This is a genomic window from Salinigranum marinum (assembly GCF_024228675.1).
In the GTDB taxonomy this organism is placed as follows: Archaea; Halobacteriota; Halobacteria; order Halobacteriales; family Haloferacaceae; genus Salinigranum; species Salinigranum marinum.
This window is the reverse complement of the sequence record NZ_CP100461.1, coordinates 991812-1010824: the sequence shown is the minus strand read 5'-3', so window position 1 is coordinate 1010824 and position 19013 is coordinate 991812. Positions and strand designations below refer to the sequence as shown.

General features: G+C 65.6%; 12 protein-coding genes and 1 tRNA gene. 12 read left to right on the top strand and 1 reads right to left on the bottom strand.

What is annotated here, in order from left to right; genetic code table 11:
- The first annotated feature begins 4 nt into the window (after positions 1 to 4).
- The 11 genes from NKJ07_RS04920 (at position 5) to NKJ07_RS04870 (ending at position 15096) form a co-directional block, all read left to right on the top strand.
- Positions 5 to 79 (top strand) — tRNA-Glu (locus NKJ07_RS04920).
- 465 nt (positions 80 to 544) lie between these two features.
- The gene (locus NKJ07_RS04915; protein ID WP_318569468.1) at positions 545 to 1213 is read left to right on the top strand and encodes a helix-turn-helix domain-containing protein; all 669 of its coding nucleotides are present in this window, start codon (positions 545 to 547) and stop codon (positions 1211 to 1213) included.
- Positions 1214 to 1351: 138 nt separating this feature from the next.
- Positions 1352 to 2743 (top strand): ABC transporter substrate-binding protein, encoded by a 1392-nt coding sequence (locus tag NKJ07_RS04910; protein ID WP_318569467.1) that lies wholly within the window; start codon positions 1352 to 1354, stop codon positions 2741 to 2743.
- A gap of 18 nt (positions 2744 to 2761) precedes the next feature.
- On the top strand, positions 2762 to 3673 hold the full coding sequence (locus tag NKJ07_RS04905; RefSeq protein ID WP_318569466.1) for a carbohydrate ABC transporter permease: 912 nt from the start codon (positions 2762 to 2764) through the stop codon (positions 3671 to 3673).
- Positions 3670 to 4545 (top strand): carbohydrate ABC transporter permease, encoded by an 876-nt coding sequence (locus tag NKJ07_RS04900; protein WP_425504743.1) that lies wholly within the window; start codon positions 3670 to 3672, stop codon positions 4543 to 4545. The genes NKJ07_RS04905 and NKJ07_RS04900 overlap by 4 nt, the downstream gene beginning before the upstream one ends.
- Positions 4545 to 5675 carry an ABC transporter ATP-binding protein gene (locus tag NKJ07_RS04895; protein WP_318569464.1) on the top strand — a complete coding sequence of 377 codons (1131 nt, stop codon included), beginning with the start codon at positions 4545 to 4547 and terminating at the stop codon, positions 5673 to 5675. The genes NKJ07_RS04900 and NKJ07_RS04895 overlap by 1 nt, the downstream gene beginning before the upstream one ends.
- A 113-nt stretch (positions 5676 to 5788) precedes the next feature.
- Positions 5789 to 7012 carry a CaiB/BaiF CoA transferase family protein gene (locus NKJ07_RS04890; protein ID WP_425504726.1) on the top strand — a complete coding sequence of 408 codons (1224 nt, stop codon included), beginning with the start codon at positions 5789 to 5791 and terminating at the stop codon, positions 7010 to 7012.
- A 980-nt stretch (positions 7013 to 7992) separates the two neighbouring features.
- On the top strand, positions 7993 to 8349 hold the full coding sequence (locus NKJ07_RS04885; RefSeq protein ID WP_318569463.1) for a hypothetical protein: 357 nt from the start codon (positions 7993 to 7995) through the stop codon (positions 8347 to 8349).
- 154 nt (positions 8350 to 8503) lie between these two features.
- A complete protein-coding gene (locus tag NKJ07_RS04880; protein WP_318569462.1) occupies positions 8504 to 9682 on the top strand; it encodes a thiolase family protein in 1179 nt (392 codons plus the stop codon).
- Between the two features lie 741 nt (positions 9683 to 10423).
- Positions 10424 to 14287, top strand: coding sequence for a PAS domain S-box protein (locus tag NKJ07_RS04875; RefSeq protein ID WP_318569461.1), 3864 nt, complete (start codon positions 10424 to 10426; stop codon positions 14285 to 14287).
- An 89-nt stretch (positions 14288 to 14376) separates the two neighbouring features.
- Positions 14377 to 15096 (top strand): HAD family hydrolase, encoded by a 720-nt coding sequence (locus NKJ07_RS04870; protein WP_318569460.1) that lies wholly within the window; start codon positions 14377 to 14379, stop codon positions 15094 to 15096.
- Positions 15097 to 15332: 236 nt separating this feature from the next.
- On the opposite strand, the gene NKJ07_RS04865 is transcribed toward NKJ07_RS04870, so the two are convergent.
- Positions 15333 to 15983: a DUF7344 domain-containing protein gene (locus tag NKJ07_RS04865; RefSeq protein ID WP_318569459.1), complete on the bottom strand. Its 651-nt coding sequence runs from the start codon at positions 15981 to 15983 to the stop codon at positions 15333 to 15335.
- A 314-nt stretch (positions 15984 to 16297) separates the two neighbouring features.
- Here NKJ07_RS04865 and leuS point away from each other — a divergent pair, with 314 nt between their 5' ends.
- Entirely contained in the window at positions 16298 to 18997 is a 2700-nt protein-coding gene (gene leuS / locus NKJ07_RS04860; protein ID WP_425504725.1) for a leucine--tRNA ligase, read from the top strand.
- Positions 18998 to 19013 lie beyond the last annotated feature (16 nt).

Sequence of the window (19013 nt, the reverse complement as noted above, 5' to 3'; positions counted from 1 at the left end):
ATACGCTCCGTTGGTGTAGTCCGGCCAATCATCTTGCCCTCTCACGGCAAGGACCAGGGTTCGAATCCCTGACGGAGCATCCCTTCCTGCCGCCGTCTCCGGGTTTCGACTGTGACCGATGGTCATATCCACCGATGGCACAGGGCAAGTGGATTCGGAAGAGCTGGAGAATAGACCGCTGTCTGGCGGTTAGCAGTATTGCCAGGGGACCTCAACTCGAACGTAACTCCCAGTGAACGCGACCGATGGAAGCAGTATCTCGCCCAACGGTTCGAGAGGCCGAAGTCCGAGGTTACTCGGACAGATTGGGAGCGCGCGAATAGTTGGAAAGTGCCTTCGTTGGTTTGGACCAGTTTGGATGCCGAACTCCGACTGGTCGAAGTCGGCAAGGCCTCGGTCGACTGGGTCGACACAAAAAACAGTGTACTCCGAATTCCAGTTCAGGATAGCGCCAAGTCCCAGGACAGTTGGATGGTAAGTCTTCGAGGTCGAACCTCGACGTTTCTGGAAACACTCATTTGCGTTCGGCGTCCAGCGTATGCGAATGCTTCGTGCGAAACTCTACCTCGATATGGAGACGGACTGTATCCTAAGTGAGGTGACTGCCCGCTGGGATACAGCGTTCACGGTCAACTACGAGGAGGTGATTGACGACGAGCACATCAAGTTTGTTATCGATGCCGGGGACAACGTCGACGAGTTCGTGCGGTTGTTCGAGGCATCGGAGCAGGTCCGCACCGTCGACCGGGTCGGTGGAACCCACGTGAAACTCACGAAGCGCTCGTGTGGTGCGCTGCCGATTATCCGGAATAACCATGGGATGATGCAGTGGTGGGACCGCGTGAACGGGACAGAGCGCATCTTCGATATCGTCGTCTATCGTCGGGACGACCTTCGGAACATCGTCCAAGAGCTTCGAGAGTTCGGATCGGTCGAGGTCATGCAGTTGTTACCGTACAACTCGTCAGAGACGCTGCTGTCAGACCGACAGACCGAGGTCGTCACGCTCGCGCTCGCAGAGGGATACTACGATTGGCCCCGAGCGGCAGATGCCGAAACGCTCGCGGCAGAGCTTGATATCGCGCACTCGACATTCCTCGAGCACCTACGGAAGGCGGAGGCCCAGCTCCTAGCCAGCGCACTCGAGGGTGAACAGCGAAGTGGCACGAACAGTGACGGGGGGTTGCATACCTCCTCGTCTCTTGAGAGTTAGCTATCCGGCTCACCATGGCGTCGAGTCACACACCTGCTGGCACGGCAACTGGCAATGGTTCTGGAGCAGCCGACCCTATTTAACTGACCTACACATGTAGGCCAAAGACGTTCATGATTAAGTGGAAAAGTAGAGGTTATGTCTCGGAGACACCGGTCTCGGCGTGCGTTCCTCACAGCAGCGGGCACCACAGCGACAATCGGCCTTGCAGGATGTCTTGGCAACGGTAGCAGCGACGGTGGCGGTGGGGATACCAGCGGCGGTGGGAGCAGCGATGGAGAGAGCGGTGGAGAGAGCGATGGAGGGGGCGGTGGAGGCGGCGGGAGCGACACCTCGAGCACCATCACTTACCTCTCGGACCGCGGGGACTCGAAGGACGTCATTGACCAAATCATCTCGGAGTTCGAAGACGAGTACGACTACACAGTCGACGTCACGTACACCGCAAAAGGGACATCGACCGACGAGCAGTTACAGAAAATGCGGGCCGCGAACAACCCGCCGGACATCGTCTTCGACACCGCTTCAGACGCGTACCGCTACCAGCGTGACGGCAATGCCGCACCAGTCACGGACGCCGTCCAGGGAACCGGCCTTCCGGACCCCGTGAACGTCGGCGGCGAATCGTACTTCGTCCCGACGATGGTCGAACCCTTGATGGGGTGGTACCGGAACGACATCTACGAGGAGAACCCGACGACCTGGGAGAACTGGCTTTCCGAGGCCCAGCGCGCGAGCGAGGAGGAGGACATCAATGGCTACGTCGTCCAGTCCGGGAACACGAACAACGCCGATACCTCGGTCACACAGACGCTCTGGCAGAACGATGTCGACATCTACAGCGGTCCAGAAGGCGATATCGAGGTCACTATCGATCAAGGAGAAAACCGGACTCGCGCGGTCGAGACGTTCGAGTGGCTCGCGTCGATGGCCGAATACGCGCCGAACGGCTCGGGCTGGGAGTGGGGCGATGCGATCTCCGCCCTCCAGCAGGAGAACGCCGCCGCCGCAATGAGCGTCGGTGGGCTCCCGATTCTCACCATCATGGGGAACCGTCCCGACCTCGCTGAGAGACTGTCTCCGACCGCGTTCCCCGTCCCTGACGGCAAAGAACAGGACAAATGGTGGGCGTACATGGAGGGCCACGTCGTCTGGGCCGATGGCGAGGCGACCGACGGCGCTCGCGAGTTCGTCAAATTCTTCAACGAGTCAGACAGGTTCATGGACTTCCTGCTCTCCGCACCGCTGTTCCAGTTCCCGCCGACGCGCGAGGGACTCGACAGTGAGGCGTACACCACCAACGAAACAGTTCAGAACAACTCCGAGGTCATGGACCTGGTTCGCGAGAACTGGGATGCGTTCACGACCGTTCTCGCGACCGGTGACGACAACGCTCCGAACATCGTTGCCGCGGACGCCTACGGTCAGCAGAAGTTCGGCGAAGCCGCCGACCAACTACTCGTCGGCGGGCTCTCGCCAAGTGAGACTGTCGACTGGCTCGCGGAGGAACTCCGGGCACTCCAGGGCTAACTCAGGTATCTCTCCGCAATGAGTACCTCGACGTCTCTTTCGACACGGCTCGCAGACATCGACGAGCGTCGCCTGCTGCTGTTAGCGACGTTCGTCCCCCTCGTAACGTTCTTCATCGTCGTGTGGGCGGTTCCGATACTCTACGCGCTCGGGATGAGCCTGTTCACCGACCCGACCGGCGCGAGCGTCTTCGTCGGGCTGGAGAACTACGCCGAAATCTTGACCGCACCGGACTTCCTGACGTTCCTCTGGAACAGCGTCGTCTACGCCGTCTCGACAACGGTGTTCAGTCTCCTGCTCGGACTCGCGCTCGCGTTGGTCGTCAATCAGCAGATTAAGGGTGGGAACGTCCTTCGGACGATGATGATTTTCCCGTACCTCCTGCCGACGCTCGTCGTCATCTTCATCTGGCAGTTCCTCTTCGACCCGAACCTCGGCGTCATTAACCAGTGGCTGCTTGACTTCGGTGTCATCGACGAACCCATCGCGTTCTTCTCGACACTCCAGTGGGCGATGCCGGCCGTCGCAATCACGAGCGTCTGGAAGTTTGGTTCGTTCGCGTTCTTCATCCTGCTCGCACGTCTCCAAGCGATTGATCCGAACCTCTACGAGCGCGCCCGCGTTGAGGGTGCGTCGTCGTGGCAATCGTTCCGTGATATCACGATTCCGCACCTCCGCGGGGCCATCCTCATCATCCTCCTCGTCCGCGGGATTTGGATGTTCAACAAGTTCGATATCATCTACCTCGCCACCAGAGGTGGTCCGCTCGACGCAACGACCACGCTCCCGATTCGCGTGTACGAACTCGCGTTCAACGAGGTGAACTTCGGGGGCGCCACCGCATTGGCAGGGATCATGTTCTTCCTGCTCGCGATGGTCGCTGTCGTCTACTTTAGACTCTTCACTCCCGAGGAGGAGGTGGCGGCCTGATGGCCCTCGGCGAAGGCGCGGCAGGGTCGTACGTCCCCCAACGTGTCCAGGCGCGGGTTAAACGTGTCTCGCTCGTCGTGGTCGCGGTACTGGTCGCCATCTTCGTGACTATCCCCGTGTACGTGATGGTGGCTGTTGCGGTCCAAGCACCCCAGACGGTATTCGCCGGCGGTGACGTGAATCTCCTCGTCGACTCGGTCACGTTTCGGAACTTCGCGGTCCTGTTCGAAGAAACCGCGACCGTCCAGTACTTCACGAACAGTCTAATCGTGACGGTCTCTTCGACCATCCTCTCGACATCGCTTGCGGTGGCGGCCGGTTACGGCCTCACACGCTTCGACTTCAGAGGGAAGACGATGGCGGCACGTGCGGTGTTGTTCTCGTATATGTTCAGCCCGATCGTACTCGCGATTCCGCTGTACGTCATCTTCTTCACGCTTGGCATGCTGAACAGTTACTTTGCGCTGACGCTGGCACTGACGGGCATCTCGGCACCGTTCACGATCTGGTTGATGTGGCAGTACTTCCAGACTGTACCGATCTCGCTCGAGGAATCGGCGTGGGTTCGCGGTGCGAGTCGCACCCGGACGCTCTGGGACGTCGTGCTCCCGGTCGCGCGGCCAGGGTACGTTTCCGCAGCGATCTTTTCGTTCGCCGTTGCGTGGAACGACTACACGATGGCACGCGTCGTGATGAGCCAAGACGAGATGTACACGATTACCGTCGGAGCGAGTCTGTTCCTCGACCGCGTCAGCATCGGCTGGGGGGAGACAATGGCGGTGTCGCTTCTCATCTGCATTCCGCCGTTCCTCATTGCACTGTTCCTTCAGAACTACTTGCTGCAGGGCTTCAACGTTGGAGGGCTCGAATAATGGCACGACCAATCCACTTCGATACGGTACGTAAAGAGTACAACACAGCCGGCACGGTCCATGTCGCCGTCAACGACCTCACACTGTCGATTCCGGAGGGCTCGTTCACAACGCTCGTCGGGCCGTCCGGCTGCGGAAAGACGACCACGCTCCGCATGATTGCGGGGCTGGAGACGCCGTCGAGCGGCCGCATCGCGTTCGGTGACGAGGACGTCACCGATCAGTCGCCACAGGAGCGTAACTGCGCGATGGTGTTCCAGTCGATCGCGCTCTACCCCCACATGACCGTCCGCGAGAATATCGGATACGGTCTCAAGATCCAAGGGGTTCCGAAAGCCGAACGCGACGAGCTCATCGACGAGGCGGCGGCTACACTCCAGATTACCGAGCAACTTGAGAAGATGCCGGCGGAGCTTTCGGGTGGCCAACAGCAGCGCGTGGCGCTCGGATCAGCTTTCGTCCAAGACCCCGACGTTCTCCTGCTGGACGAACCGATGAGTGACTTGGACGCGAAGCTCAAAGCCGAGCTTCGCGTTGAGGTCCAGCGCCTTCATCAAGAGCTCGACGCAACGGTCGTCTACGTCACACACGACCAGACCGAGGCGATGACGATGAGTGATCAGGTGATCCTCCTGAACGAGGGGCGGCTGGAGCAGTTCGCACCACCAGGCGAGTTGTTCGACCGGCCAGTCTCCGCGTACGTCGCGGAGTTTATCGGCACACCGTCGACGAACCTCCTGGCGGCGACCGTCGAAGCGTCCACAGACGAGTACGTCCTCAGCGCACCGGCGTTCGATGTCGTCGTGCGGGCCGAACAGTTCGCGAATCGTGTCGGCGAGCGCGTCACGGTCGGCATCCGCCCCCAGTATCTCTCGGCGGACGGTGGCACGTACGACCTCGACGTCACCGCCGAAGTCATCGAACAGCTCGGCACCGAGTTCGTCGTCCACGGCTACACGAACGACGGCACGGCCGTCGACGCCGTGTCCGCCACCTTCGGAGACGTCACCAATGGCGACGAACTCAACCTGTCCTTCGAGGCGAGCGACCTGTTTGTCTTCGACGCCAACGGGCAGACCATCTGTCACGGTCCGGACCTCGTCCAAGAGAACCTCTCACAGCCGAGCTGACCACCCATGTTTCGATCATCCATCTCATGACACACGATTCACCGACACACGGAGCGCGAACGAGCTCCGAAGCGCGAGGCAGAGAAGACGGACCCGAGAACGTGACGTCGGTTATGACCGACGGTGGGCGCGTCACGCCATCGATGCTTCCGGGCGGCGAGGGGCGGCCACTATCGGACGTGACGGTCCTTGAACTCGGGCACATCATCGCTGGCCCGTTCTGCTCGATGATCCTCGCCGATCTCGGCGCGGAAGTCATCAAGGTCGAGTCACCGGGCGGAGGCGACGCCATCCGCGACTCCAGCCCGATCGGGAACAGTTCGTTCAACTACGTAAATCGGAACAAACTCAGTGTCACGCTCGACCTGAAGTCTGACGATGGCCAAGCCATCTTCAGGGAACTCGTCGCGAACGCAGATGTGTTGGTCGAAAACTTCGCCGCCGGGACGACCGACCGCCTCGGCGTCGGCTACGACGACCTCAAGACCGCCAACGAGGAACTAGTGTACTGCTCGATCAAGGGGTTCAACCAGGGCCCATACGAGCGCTTCCCAGCGCTCGACCCGGTCGCCGAAGCGCTCTCGGGGGTCATGAGCGTGACTGGCCATCCCGGTCAGCCGCCAGTCCGGTCAGGCACGAGCCTTTCGGACATGGCGGCGTCGTTGTACGCCGCCGTGACAGTCCTCGGTGCCATGCGTCAGCGCCAGGAGACGGGGACCGGCCAGCACCTCACTGTCCCGCTGTTCGAGAGCACGGTCGCACTCATGGGATACTGGCTCGCGTACACACAGGCGTACGACGACATCCCCGATCCGATGGGCGCGAGTCACCCCGGTTGGGCGCCGTACGACGTGTTTCAGTCTGCCGACGACGAGTGGGTGTTCATCGGACCGTCCTCCGACCGGCAGTGGCGGCAGTTCTGTGACGTTCTCGACCTCGACATCGGTGACGACGAACGGTTTGCCGAACTCAAGAACCGCTTGAAAAACCGCACGGAACTCCACGGCATCGTGGAGGCGACCTGCAAACAGTACACGAGAGACGAGCTCGTCGAGCGACTTCAGGACGGGGGCGTTCCGGTCGCCCCGGTGAACGATATGGGCGACGTCCGAGACGACCCGCATCTCGAGGTGACGGAGGCCCTCGCTGAAGTCAATGCTACCGAAGGTGAGGGCGGCCGGATCCGGACGCCACGGTTCCCCGCGCGCTCGACGGGCTTCGACCGGGTCGAGTCAACGGACCCGCCATCGCTTGGTGAGGACACCACTCCCGTCCTCGAGGCACTCGGCTACGACGAGGGAGAGATCGAGAGACTCCGAGAGGCGGGCGTACTGTGAAGCTTCTCGACCTCACCCTGCGTGAGGTGGAACAGCGTCCGAGTGTCGAGTGGAACAGCGTCCGAGTGTCGAGTACAGGTCAACGACCTCTGGTACTGACCGACCACATGTCGGTAAGCAAGCGAGAGGAGCGACGAGTGCTGCGTACAGCCTCTGTATTCAGCAGGCGATCTCTATCAACTGATGTGGATCTCAACGGGGCAGGGTATTTCAATGAGTTCGGTGAGGAACGCTTGATAGGTCGTATTTTCCGAACTCTGAGACATTGGTGATTGATGTACTGATGGAGTATGTGGCGGGTTTCCGTGGGCGTCACGGAGTATCGAACCACGGCTCGTCGCGCGAACTCAAATGCGTCCTCGACATGGACCTCGTCGTCAAAGACGGGACACTCGTCACAGCTGACGGTACGATTGCTGCCGATCTCCTCGTTGAGAGGGGGCCGGATCGCAGGGATCGTGAAAAAACGGTACCGACATCGAAAGCGCGGCTACAGTCGACGTGTCCGATCGGCTAGTTCTCCCGGGAGTCGTCGACCCTCACGTCCATCTCGAGGGGCCATGGTTGATCGACTCCTCTCGAACAGGAGGTCAAGCCGCGGCGTTGGGTGGCCCGACGACTCTCCTAACCTTCGCCTGGCAGGGACGGGACGGAGTGGACTCACTGTGTACGAGTGACAGGACGCTGCACGAGGCGGTCGAGCGCCAGCGGTCCGCTGGAGAGTCCTCGCTCGTCGATTTCGGTTTCCACGGGACGATTACCGGGGAGGACCCCAACGGTCCTAGACGAAATCGCGGATCTGGTGGAGAGCGGGACTGTCTCGTTCAAGATCTTCACCACCTACGACTTCAGGCTCCGAAACGGGTTCATAGAACGAGCCCTCGAAGGTATCGAAGCGGCTGACGGGCTCGCTGTCCCCCACACGGAGGACGACAGCGTGTGCTCGACACGGGAGACGGATGCGCACTGAGGGGAGGGGTGTGCCGACCGACTACCTTGACTCGCGCCCTCCCCATGCCGAGGCGAAGGTAGCCGACGACGCCGTTCGGTTGGCGCAGGGAGTCGAGATCAAATATTACGTCATCCATACGTCGTGCTGGGCGGCCGCTGAAGCCATCGAAGCAGCACAGACGGATAAGTCGCAGATCCGCGCTGAGACGTGTGTCCACTGTACGACACTCGACAGGACCGACTACGAGGAGCAAGGGCTGCTCCCGATGATCGCACCACCACTCCGGACGCCCGATGACGTCGTTCTCTCGAGCGAACAAGACTACGACACGGTCGGACTGGATCGAATACCGCTCGAACCGGACGCTGACGACACTGACGAGTGAGCGGCGAGACGGAGCACTTCTCTTCCCGTTATCCACAGAGCGTCGCGAGGCCGGCGACCGGAATCCGCTTCGATCCCCGCGCGACGGGTCGGCGGGGCGGCCGGGACGCCCCGCCGGGTAACACTGATACGTCGTGTCGATGACACACAGACACATGAACGAAGTCGTCCTCGTCGACGGCGCGCGGACTCCCCACGGGACGCTCCTCGGCTCGCTGGCCGGCGTCGGCCCCGTCGAACTCGGGCGCGTCGCCCTCGACGGACTGCTCGATCGGATCGACCTCGCTCCGAACCGGGTCGACCACGCGGTTCTCGGCAACGCCATCCAGGCGGGGATCGGTCAGGTACCGGGCCGACAGGTGGTCGTCGAGTCGCGGCTCCCGGAGACGACGCCGGCGACGACGATCAACGAGGCCTCGGGGTCGGGCGTGCGGGCGATCACGCTCGCGGCCGATCGCATCGCCGCGGGACGGGCGTCGTTCGCGGTCGCCGGAGGATTCGAGTCGATGACGAACGCGCCGTGGGTCCTCCCCGGCATGCGGGGCGGAAAACGACACGGCGACGTCACGCTGAAGGACTCGATGCTGCTCGATTCCCTCTGGGACGTCACCCTGGACGTCCACATGGGCGAGATCACCGAGCGACTCGTCGATCGGTTCGGCGACGAGTACGACCTCTCGCGGGAGGCACAGGACCGCTACGCGTTAGAGAGCCACCGGCGGGCCGCGGCGGCGACCGCCGACGGGCGGTTCGACGCGGAACTCGTCCCCGTCGACACCGGGGCGGGGACGGTCACCCCGGACGAGGGACCACGCCCGGAGTCGACTATGGACGACCTCGCACGCCTCACGCCGGCGTTCCGATCCGACGGGACGATCACGCCCGCGAACGCCTCGAAGCTCTCCGACGGTGCCGGGGTCGTGCTCCTTGCCGACGCCGACGCCGCGGCGGACGCGGGGCTGGATCCGATGCTCCGCCTCGTCGACGACGCCGTCGTCTACCGGGCATCCGACGAGTTCAACGAGGCCGTCGGCGACGTGATCGAGAAGCTGTTGGCGGCCAACGACCTCGGGATCGACGACGTCGACGCCTGCTGGGTGAACGAAGCGTTCGCCGCCCAGTCGGTGTACGTGATGGAGCGGCTCGGGATCCCACGCGAGAAACTGAACCCACGCGGCGGCGCAGTCGCGTTCGGGCACCCGATCGGCGCGTCCGGAGGGATGTTGGCGACGTCGCTGGCGTACCAGTTCGTCGAGGAAGGTCTCGAATACGGCCTCGTCGGGATGAGCGTCGGCGGGGGCGGCGCGGTCATGTCGCTGTGGCGACGGCGGTGAGCCTCCCGAACGGGACGCCGCTCCGCCGGAGGGCCGCAGAACTGTGGGTCGTGAAGGGCGGTACTGCTGCTCGTAAAGGGCAGTACTGTCGCTCGTTAATCCAACGCGGGGCCGTGAATACGCGACGTTTCGCCGGGTCAACGCCACGGAGGCCGGTGTGACGAGGCTGGGTTCGGGTAGTGAACGTCTGCCCGCGGCGCCGAGAGTCATCCGGTAAACGTCGCTCTCGGCGTCCCGGACCGTTCCGGCGAGGGCCGAATCACCGATCGTCCGAGGCGGCTCGCGGAGTTCCACGAGCCGACACGACGTCAAGTGCTGGCCAGGGTGACCTACTCGGCTGCGCGAACCGCCCGTCGCGGTCCGCAGCCTCTCCCCCTTCTTGGGTTCTCCCCAGTTCGTCTCCCCCTTCTTGGGTTCTCCCCAGTTCGTCTCCCCCTTCTTGGGTTCCCCCCAGTTCGTCTTTCCCTCGTTTTCCCCCCACCGCGAGTAGACGAACGAACCCCCGCCACATACCGGTTGAGCCAAACATATTAGGCTCTACTGCGGCCGATGACGGGACAGGGCCCCGGACATCCGCGATCAGAGAGCGGTTCGTTCGTCGGAGCGGGCCACGCCGACACGACGCCGCGACGGACCGATCTGGCCGTCGCAGAGGGCACCAGTTCGGCCGACATAGTTCGGTCTCCCCACACCGAATTCCGTCAACGGTATATTTATATCAGGAGATCGTACCCCGACGGGATGTCCTCTGCAGGCCCGCTGTCGGAGCGACTGAGCGAGACGCTCTCGGCTTTCGACCGGCCCTCGTCCAGCTTCACTCCCCTCACCACGAGCGAGGTGGCGGACGCCACCGACTGTTCGCGCCGTGCCGCGTACAACCGACTCGACGAACTCGTCGACCGTGGCGCGCTGGCGACGAAGAAAGTCGGCGCGCGTGGCCGGATCTGGTGGCGCACGTCCGGCACCGAGTCCGAAGACGGCGTCGGAACGGACGGTCCCGGAGAGACGCTGGCGGGAGACGAACGCGGGGTGGAGTTCCGGTCGCTCGTCGGGGCCGTCGACGAGTACGCCATTTTCATGCTCGACACCGACGGCGCCGTCGTCACCTGGAACGACGGGGCGAGACGGATCAAGGGTTACCGGCGCGAGGAGATCGTCGGCGATCATTACGGCAGCTTCTACACGGAGGCAGCGGCCGAAAACGGCGTCCCGGAGCGGAACCTCGAACAGGCGGCAGCGCAGGGCTCGGTCGAGCTGACGGGGTGGCGCGTGCGCGCGGACGGCTCGCGCTTCTGGGCGAACGCGACGCTCACAGCCGTCCGTGACGACGACGGCACGCTCCAGGGATACGTGAAAGTGACCCGGGACATGACCGACCACCGGGAGTACGAGACGCGGCTCCGCCGACAGCGGGACCTCGTCCGGAAGCTGTTCGAGACCAGCACGGCCGGGGTCGTCCTGATCGACGCGGACGGGACGGTCGAGGAGACGAACGAGCGCGCGAGGGACCTACTCGGCGTCCACCCCGCCGGCGTGCCCGCGAGCGAGTGGCCGCTCGTCGACGAGGCCGGCGAGCCGATCCCCGGGGATGATCGCCCCGTCGCACGCGTCTTTGAGACCGGCGAGCGGGTGGGCGACTGGGAGGCTCGCGTCGACAGGCCGGACACCGAGCGGTGGGTCTCTGTCACGGCGGCCCCGCTGACGTGCGACGACGGCGGCGTCGAGCAGGTCGTCGTCACCCTCTACGACGTCACGCCGCTGAAGTCACGACAGCGGCGGCTGGAGCGCCACCGAGACGACCTCCAGCACGAACTCGGCGAGGTGTTCGAGCGCATCGACGACGCCGTGCTCGCGCTCGACGACGACTGGCGCGTCACGTACCTCAACACACGGGCCGAGCGGCTCCTCGGTCGATCCGCCGACGAACTGGTCGGGCGGTCGATCCGTGAGGGGGTCCCCGACGCGATCGCCTCGACGTTCCGTGGGGTCGAGGGAGCGATCGACGCCCGGGAGACGGTCACGTTCGAGGAGTACTACTCGACGCTCGACGCCTGGTTCGACGTCCGGGCGTATCCGTCTGAGACGGGGCTGTCGGTCCACTTCCGCGACGTCACGGAACGGAAGGAACGTGAGGCCGAACTGGAGCGCTACGAGACGATCGTCGAGACGATCGACGACGGCGTGTACGTCCTCGACGACGATTACGAGTTCGTCCAGATGAACGACGCGTACGCCGAGATGACCGGCTACGACCGGACGGAGTTGCTCGGGTCGCACTGCTCGCTCGTCGTGGGCGAGGGGATCTCCGAGCGGGCCGCGGCGTTCTCGGAGGCGATGGTGGCCGGCGACGGCGATCACGCCACGATCGAGGCGGAGATCCAGCGAGCCGACGGCGACGCGCTCCCGGCCGAAAGCAAGTTCACGCCGCTCCCGAGCGACGACGGGACGTTCCAGGGGACCGTGGGTGTCGTCCGCGACGTGACGGAGCGGAAGCGACGCGAACGGGAACTCGAACGCTACGCCACCATCGTCGAGACCGTCGACGACGGCATCTACGCGGTCGACGCCGACGCGCGGTTCATCCTGGTCAACGACGCCTTCTGCGAGCTGACCGGCTACGGCCGCGCGGAGTTACTCGGCGCACACGCGACCACGGTCCACGGCGACGAGATCACGCCGAAGGCCGCCACACTCGTCGCCGAGGTCGACGCCGGTGAGCGGAAGGTAGCGAACGTCGAACTCGACATCCATCGGGCAGACGGTACATCCGTCCCGGCCGAGAGCCGTCTCGGGCCGATCGACCTCGACGACGGCCGCGGCCGATGTGGCGTGGTCCGGGACGTCACAGAGCGCGTCGAACGCGAGCGCGAACTCGAACGACGGGTCCGCCAGCAGGAGGTCGTCACCGAACTCGGTCACCGGGCGCTCGAAGGCGAGGGGCTCGACGCGCTGATGGCCGAGGCGGCCGAGCTGGTCGCCGACACCCTCGACACCGACTACTGCAAGATGCTCGACCTCGACGCGGAGGCAGAGGAGCTTCTGCTCCGCCAGGGCGTCGGCTGGGACGACGGCCTCGTCGGCTCGGAAACGGTCTCGTCGGTCGAAGCCGAGTCGCAGGCGGCGTACACGCTGGGGTCGGACGCCCCCGTCGTCGTCACCGACCTCGCGACCGAATCACGGTTCAGCGGACCCGACCTGCTCGCGAGCCACGGCGTCCGCAGCGGCGTCACGACCGTCGTCGGTCCCGTCGACGAGCCGTGGGGGGTCCTCGGCGTCCACGACCGACGGGTGAGGGAGTTCGCAGACCACGACGTGGACTTCGTGCAGTCGGTCGCGACCATCCTCGCCAACGCGATCGATCGCCAGCGGAACGAACAGCAGCTGCGCCGCCAGCGCGAACAGCTCGCCGCGGTGAACAACCTCAACGAGATCGTCAACGGGATCGTCGAGGCGGTGATCGACCGGTCGACCCGCGAGGAGATCGAACGGGCCGTCTGCGAGCGGCTGGCCGCCGCCGACTCGTATCTGTTCGCGTGGATCGGTGACGTGGACTCACACTCCCAGACCGTTCGAGTTCGGACGGAGGCCGGCGTCGACGGCTACCTCGACGACGTCACGGTCTCGATCGATCCCGACAATCCCCGCTCGCAGGGCGCGACCGGGCGGGCGCTCCGGACGGGCGAGACGCAGGTCACCCAGGACGTCCGGGGGAACCCTGACTACGAGCAGTGGCGCGAGCACGTCCGCGCGCACGGCTTTCGGTCCTCGGCGGCGATTCCGATCACGCACGAGGGGACGCTATACGGGGTCCTGAACGTGTACGCTAGCCGGCCGAACGGCTTCGAGGGCGACGAGCGGGCGGTCGTCAGCCAGCTCGGCGAGGTGATGGGACACGCCATCGCGAGCATCGAGCGCAAGCGCGCGCTCATGAGCGACGAGGTGTTGTCGATCGAGTACCGGATCCGGGACTGCTTCGACGTGTTCGACGCGCCGGCCACGGCGGAGACGATCAGGCTCGACCAGGTCGTTCCCGCCGGGAACGACGAGTACCTCCTGTACGGGAGCACCTCGGCGCACGCCTTCGAGACGGTGCTCGCGCTGGCCGACACCGTCCCGACGTGGACGACGGTGACGCGGCTGACCGAGGGGTCCGGGACGGTGCGGTTCGAGGTCCAGCTGTCGGAGCCGCCGGTCGTCTCCGAAGTTGCTTCCCACGGGGGGTACGTCGATCAGGCGGTCATCGAGGACGGCGACTACCGGATCGAGTTCCACCTGCCGCCGGGGGTTGAGCCCCGACGGATCTCCGAGGTCGTCCGGGAGTCGTACCCCAGCGCCGAGTTCGTCGCGAAGCGTCACGTCACCCGCACACCCGACAGCGTCGACTCGCTGAAGCGCGTGCTCGCGGAGGAACTGACCGACCGGCAGCGGTCGGCGCTCGAAGCGGCGTACTTCGGCGGCTTCTTCGAGTGGCCCCGGGAGCAAAACGGGGAGGACGTGGCCGACGCGATCGGGATCTCGCCCCCGACGCTCCACCAGCACCTCCGGATCGCACAGCGGAAACTGCTCAGCGCGACGTTCGACGACGCGCGGGACGCCCGGGACTGACCGACATCCACGCCGGAGGTCGTCTCCGAGACCTCGTCGCGGCACGATGGCGAGCACGGGCTTTTGTCGTCCGCGCGCCTACGGAGACCGTGAGACGGTTCGACGCGATCCTGTTCGATCTCGACAACACGCTCTGCCGCCACGAGCAGTCCGCCGAGACGATCTACCGCGGGGCGTTCGAGTACGCGGGTGTCGATCCGTTCGGTGCCCCCGAGGAGCTCTGGCGCGCACTCGACGGCGATCCCCCACCCCGCGACGCCGCGGGCTACCTCGCCGACGGGTTCGGACAGATCGCCGACCGGCACGGCGTCAGCGTCGACGCGGACGCGCTCGCCGCGGGGTTTCTCGAAACTGTCGACTACCGTGCGGTCTCGTTTTGCCCCGGCGCGGAACAGGCGCTCGCCGCCGCGCGCGACCGCGCTCAGATCGGACTCGTCACGAACGGGCCGTCGTCCCGGCAGTCGGTCAAACTCGACGCGCTCGGACTCGCGGCGGCGTTCGACGTGGTCGTCTACGCCGGCGACCTCCCGCGTCGGAAACCCTATCGGGACCCGTTCGACCGCGCGCTGGAGTCGCTCGCCGTCGCCCCCGGATCGGCGCTCTACGTCGGCGACTCGGTCGAACACGACGTCGTCGGGGCACGCCGCGCGGGGCTCCGGGTCGCGTGGTGTCCCGCGGACGACGAGACAGCGGCGGCGTACCGGCGGGGCGAGGCGGCGTGGCCCGGCGGCCGGGAACCCGACTACGTGCTCGACGGGCTCGGTGAACTCGTCGCCGTCCTCGGCGGCGACCGGGATCGACCGGCGTGATCGAGCCGGCGGCGGTAGCGCGCGAGTGCCGGCTCCATGGGGGTGATCCCCGCACCGCCGTATTGTGATCCGTTCGCGATCCACCCCGGCCACGCGACGCGGTCCAGGCGTTCCGGCGGTCCGGCGGTCCGGTGCTTCGGCGCTTCGTGAAACCGCGAGAGCCAGCCCCACCGCTCCGTCGGAGAAACACGTTCGGGACGAGCGGTCGGGGGCGACGACGGCCCGAGCACGGCCCGTTACGTACACCACCGTCCGACCGAGAGAAGCACGAACCCCACCACCACCACGACGGCCACGCCGAGTTCCGATACCGAGGCGAGGAGGGGGACGTCGAGGGCCGCCATCGCGAGCACGGCGGCCCCGACGATGGCGAACGCGAGCGAGTACCGCCGCCACCGGGCGTCCGTGTCGTCCGTCTCGCCGTTCGTCCTCTCCCCTCCGGCGTCCTCGGAGGTGTCGGCCGAAGGACCGCCTGCGCCGACGAGCCCGCTCTCGGTCGCCATGTCGAGGTAGTCGACGATCCGTTCGGCACGGACGCGTGGCGTCACGAACCCCCGACTCTGGTTGTAGTCGAGGACGTCCATGTCGTCGAGTTTGGGGAGGTGTCGCTGGTAGAGCGCGATGTAGACGCGCTGGCGCTGTGTCGACGTGAGCGCCTCGACCGTCGTGCCGTGTTCCCAGGCGGCGACCTGTTCGGTGAGGTCGGACATGGAGACGGTCCCCTCGACGCCGCGGAGGCACCTGAGCACGCGTCGCCGCCGCTGGTTCTGGAGGAGGTGAAAGACGTCGTCCGGTCCGAACTCCTCGTCCTCGGAGCCGGTTGGGCGCTCGTGTGGGCGGTCCGTGGGTGGGTGTTCGAACGTGGTATTCGTCGCGTCGACTGACATCCAGTTCAACTGTACTATGCGTGGTAATAACCTGAGGAGCCCGTTCTCGCTGTTGCAGGCTCGGTAAGTGAATCGTAACTGACCGTTTCGCCCGCAACGGTCGAAGCATATAAGTACCGTTCTTATACAGCCGGCGCGTCCGGACGGGCGGACCGACGGTTCGCCGTCCGGCTGTGGTTCGACAGCTCCACCCGAGGCGCCACGTCGATCCCCTCGCGCGGCTCGTCGATCGGCCGTCCGGCCGCGTCCACAGACCGCCTCCGCCCGAACAATCATATCCCTCCGCGCCGCAGGGCTCCCAAGGTCGTTCTATCATGTCTCGGGGATACAGCCACGGTCGGGTGCAGGAGTACTGGCAGTCCGTCTGGGAGCGGGAGGGCGTCTACCGCGTCGACGACGCGGCCGACCCGACCTACGTACTGGGAATGTTTCCGTACACGTCGGGCGAGCTCCACATGGGTCACGTCCGGAACTACACGATCACGGACGCGTACGCCCGTTACCGGCGGATGCAGGGCGACGACGTGCTCCACCCGATGGGCTGGGACGCGTTCGGTCTCCCCGCCGAGAACGCGGCGTACGACCGCAACACCGACCCCCGATCGTGGACGGAGACGTGCATCACGCAGATGCGCGAGGAGATGGAGACGATGGGTTTCGGCTACGACTGGTCGCGGGAGGTCACGACCTGTGAGCCCGACTACTACCGCTGGAACCAGTGGCTGTTCAAACGCTTCTACGAGGAGGACCTCGTCGAGTACGAGGCTGCGACGGTCAACTGGTGTCCCGACTGCGAGACCGTCTTGGCGGACGCGCAGGTCGAGACGCGCGAGCGCGCGCCGGCGACGGACGGATCGACTGGGGACGAACACGCCACCCACGACGGCGGGAGGGAGACGGTCGACGTCTGCTGGCGGTGTGAGACGCCTGTCGGGCGGCGCGACCTCGACCAGTGGTTCTTCGGGATCACCGACTACGCGGAGGAGCTCCACGCCGGGCTGGAAGAGCTCGACGGCTGGTCGGAGGGCGTCCGCGAGATCCAGCGCAACTGGATCGGGCGACGGGAGGGGGCGCGGGTCACGCTCGACGTGGTCGACCGCGACGCGACGGTCGACGTGTTCACGACCAGGCTCGACACGGTGTACGGCGGGACGTTCGTCGCACTCGCACCGGGTCACGATCTCTCTCGAGCGGTCGCCGCCGAGGACGAGACCGTCGCGCAGTACGTCGACATGGTCCGCGGTCACGCCGACACGGAGGGGACGTCGGGCGTCGACACCGGGCTCCGCGCGACCCACCCCCTCACCGGCGAGGAACTCCCCGTCTACGTCGCCGCGTACGTCCTCGACGACGTGGGGACGGGCGCGGTGCTGGGCGTCCCGGCGCACAACGAGCGCGACCACGCCTTCGCCCGCGCGCACGACATCCCCGTCACCCAGGCCGTCGAACCCGTCGACGGTTCGGGGACGAACCTCCCCGACGAGCCCTTCACCGGCGACGGGATGCTCACCGACAGCGGCGCGTACGACGGGCTCGCGAGCGCGGCCGCGCGCGACCGACTCCTCGACGAGCCCGCGGTCGAGTCGTCGGTGACGTACCGCCTGCGCGACTGGCTCATCTCCCGCCAGCGCTACTGGGGGACGCCGATCCCCGTCGTGCACTGCGACGACTGCGGGCACGTGCTCGTCCCGGACGAGGAGCTCCCGGTCGAACTCCCCGCGTTCGTCAAGACGACCGGCAACCCGCTCGACGCGAGCGAGGAGTTCGTCGAGACGACCTGTCCCGACTGCGGCCGCCCGGCGCGGCGGGAGACAGACACGATGGACACGTTCGTCGACTCCTCGTGGTACTTCCTGCGTTTTCTCTCGCCCGACCTGGAGACGGCACCGTTCGACACCGAGGGGGCGAACGAGCTCCTGCCCGTCGACGTCTACGTCGGCGGCGACGAACACGCCGTGTTGCACCTGCTGTACATCCGGTTTTTCGCGCGGGCGCTCTGTGATCTCGGTCTCCTCGACGTGCGCGAACCCGTCGAGCGACTCGTGAACCAGGGGACCGTCCTCTACGACGGCGAGAAGATGTCGAAGTCGAAGGGCAACGCCATCGCCCCCCACGAGTACGGTGCCGAGACCACCCGGCTGTTCGTGCTGTCGGCCGCGCACCCCGAACAGGACTTCGAGTGGACCGCCAAGAAGGTCTCGACGGCGTACGATCTCCAGCAGACGGTCTACCGACTGGTCCAGGAGTACACGGAGCGCGACGAGGAAGCGGCCCGCGACGAACACGCCCCACACGACACGTACCTCGAACGCGAGCTCGACCGCACGATCGCCGCGGTCACCGCCGACTACGAGCGCTTCCGGTTCCACCGGGTAGTGAGCGAGATCCACGGGCTGACGCGGCTGCTCCGGCGCTACCGCGCGTACGACACGCCGTACAAGTACCCCTACGAGCGCGGTCTCCGGGCGCTGGCCCGCTTTGTCGCCCCGATCACCCCGTTCCTCGGCGAGGAGCTGTGGAGCATGCTCGGGGAAGAGGGTTTAGTCGCGGAGGCGCGGTGGCCCGAGCCGCTCCGGGCGGTCACCGACCACCGGGTCGAGCGTCAGCTCGTCCGGCGGACCCTCGACGACGTCCGCGGGATCACGGACGTGGTCGGGATCGACGCACCGGAACGGATCGAGATCGTGGTCGCCCAGCCGTGGAAGTACCGGGCGTACGAACTGGCCCGCGCGGCCGACCCGGACGCGGCCGTGGTGGGACAGCTCATGGCCGACGACCGGATCGGCGAACACGGCGAGGTCGCCGCGGAGTACGCCACCCGCGTTGCCGAGCGAAAGCCGGGACTCGAACCCGTGCTCGACGCCGACCGCGAACTCGCGCTGTTCGAGCAGGCCGCCTGGCTCTTCGAGGAGGAGTTCGGGGCCGAGGTGGCGGTCCGCCGGGCGACCGACGACCCCGACGACGACCTCGCGCGGAAGGCACGGCCGGACAAGCCGGCGATCCACATCGACTGACAGCCCCCTCCGCGGC

What these genes read in the sequence shown, in the direction of transcription:
- NKJ07_RS04915 (WP_318569468.1), top strand. Translation starts at nt 545, where the DNA reads ATGCTTCGTGCGAAACTCTACCTCGATATGGAGACGGACTGTATCCTA.
- NKJ07_RS04910 (WP_318569467.1), top strand. Translation starts at nt 1,352, where the DNA reads ATGTCTCGGAGACACCGGTCTCGGCGTGCGTTCCTCACAGCAGCGGGC.
- NKJ07_RS04905 (WP_318569466.1), top strand. Translation starts at nt 2,762, where the DNA reads ATGAGTACCTCGACGTCTCTTTCGACACGGCTCGCAGACATCGACGAG.
- NKJ07_RS04895 (WP_318569464.1), top strand. Translation starts at nt 4,545, where the DNA reads ATGGCACGACCAATCCACTTCGATACGGTACGTAAAGAGTACAACACA.
- NKJ07_RS04890 (WP_425504726.1), top strand. Translation starts at nt 5,789, where the DNA reads ATGACCGACGGTGGGCGCGTCACGCCATCGATGCTTCCGGGCGGCGAG.
- NKJ07_RS04880 (WP_318569462.1), top strand. Translation starts at nt 8,504, where the DNA reads ATGAACGAAGTCGTCCTCGTCGACGGCGCGCGGACTCCCCACGGGACG.
- NKJ07_RS04875 (WP_318569461.1), top strand. Translation starts at nt 10,424, where the DNA reads ATGTCCTCTGCAGGCCCGCTGTCGGAGCGACTGAGCGAGACGCTCTCG.
- NKJ07_RS04865 (WP_318569459.1), bottom strand. Translation starts at nt 15,983, where the DNA reads ATGTCAGTCGACGCGACGAATACCACGTTCGAACACCCACCCACGGAC.
- leuS (WP_425504725.1), top strand. Translation starts at nt 16,298, where the DNA reads ATGTCTCGGGGATACAGCCACGGTCGGGTGCAGGAGTACTGGCAGTCC.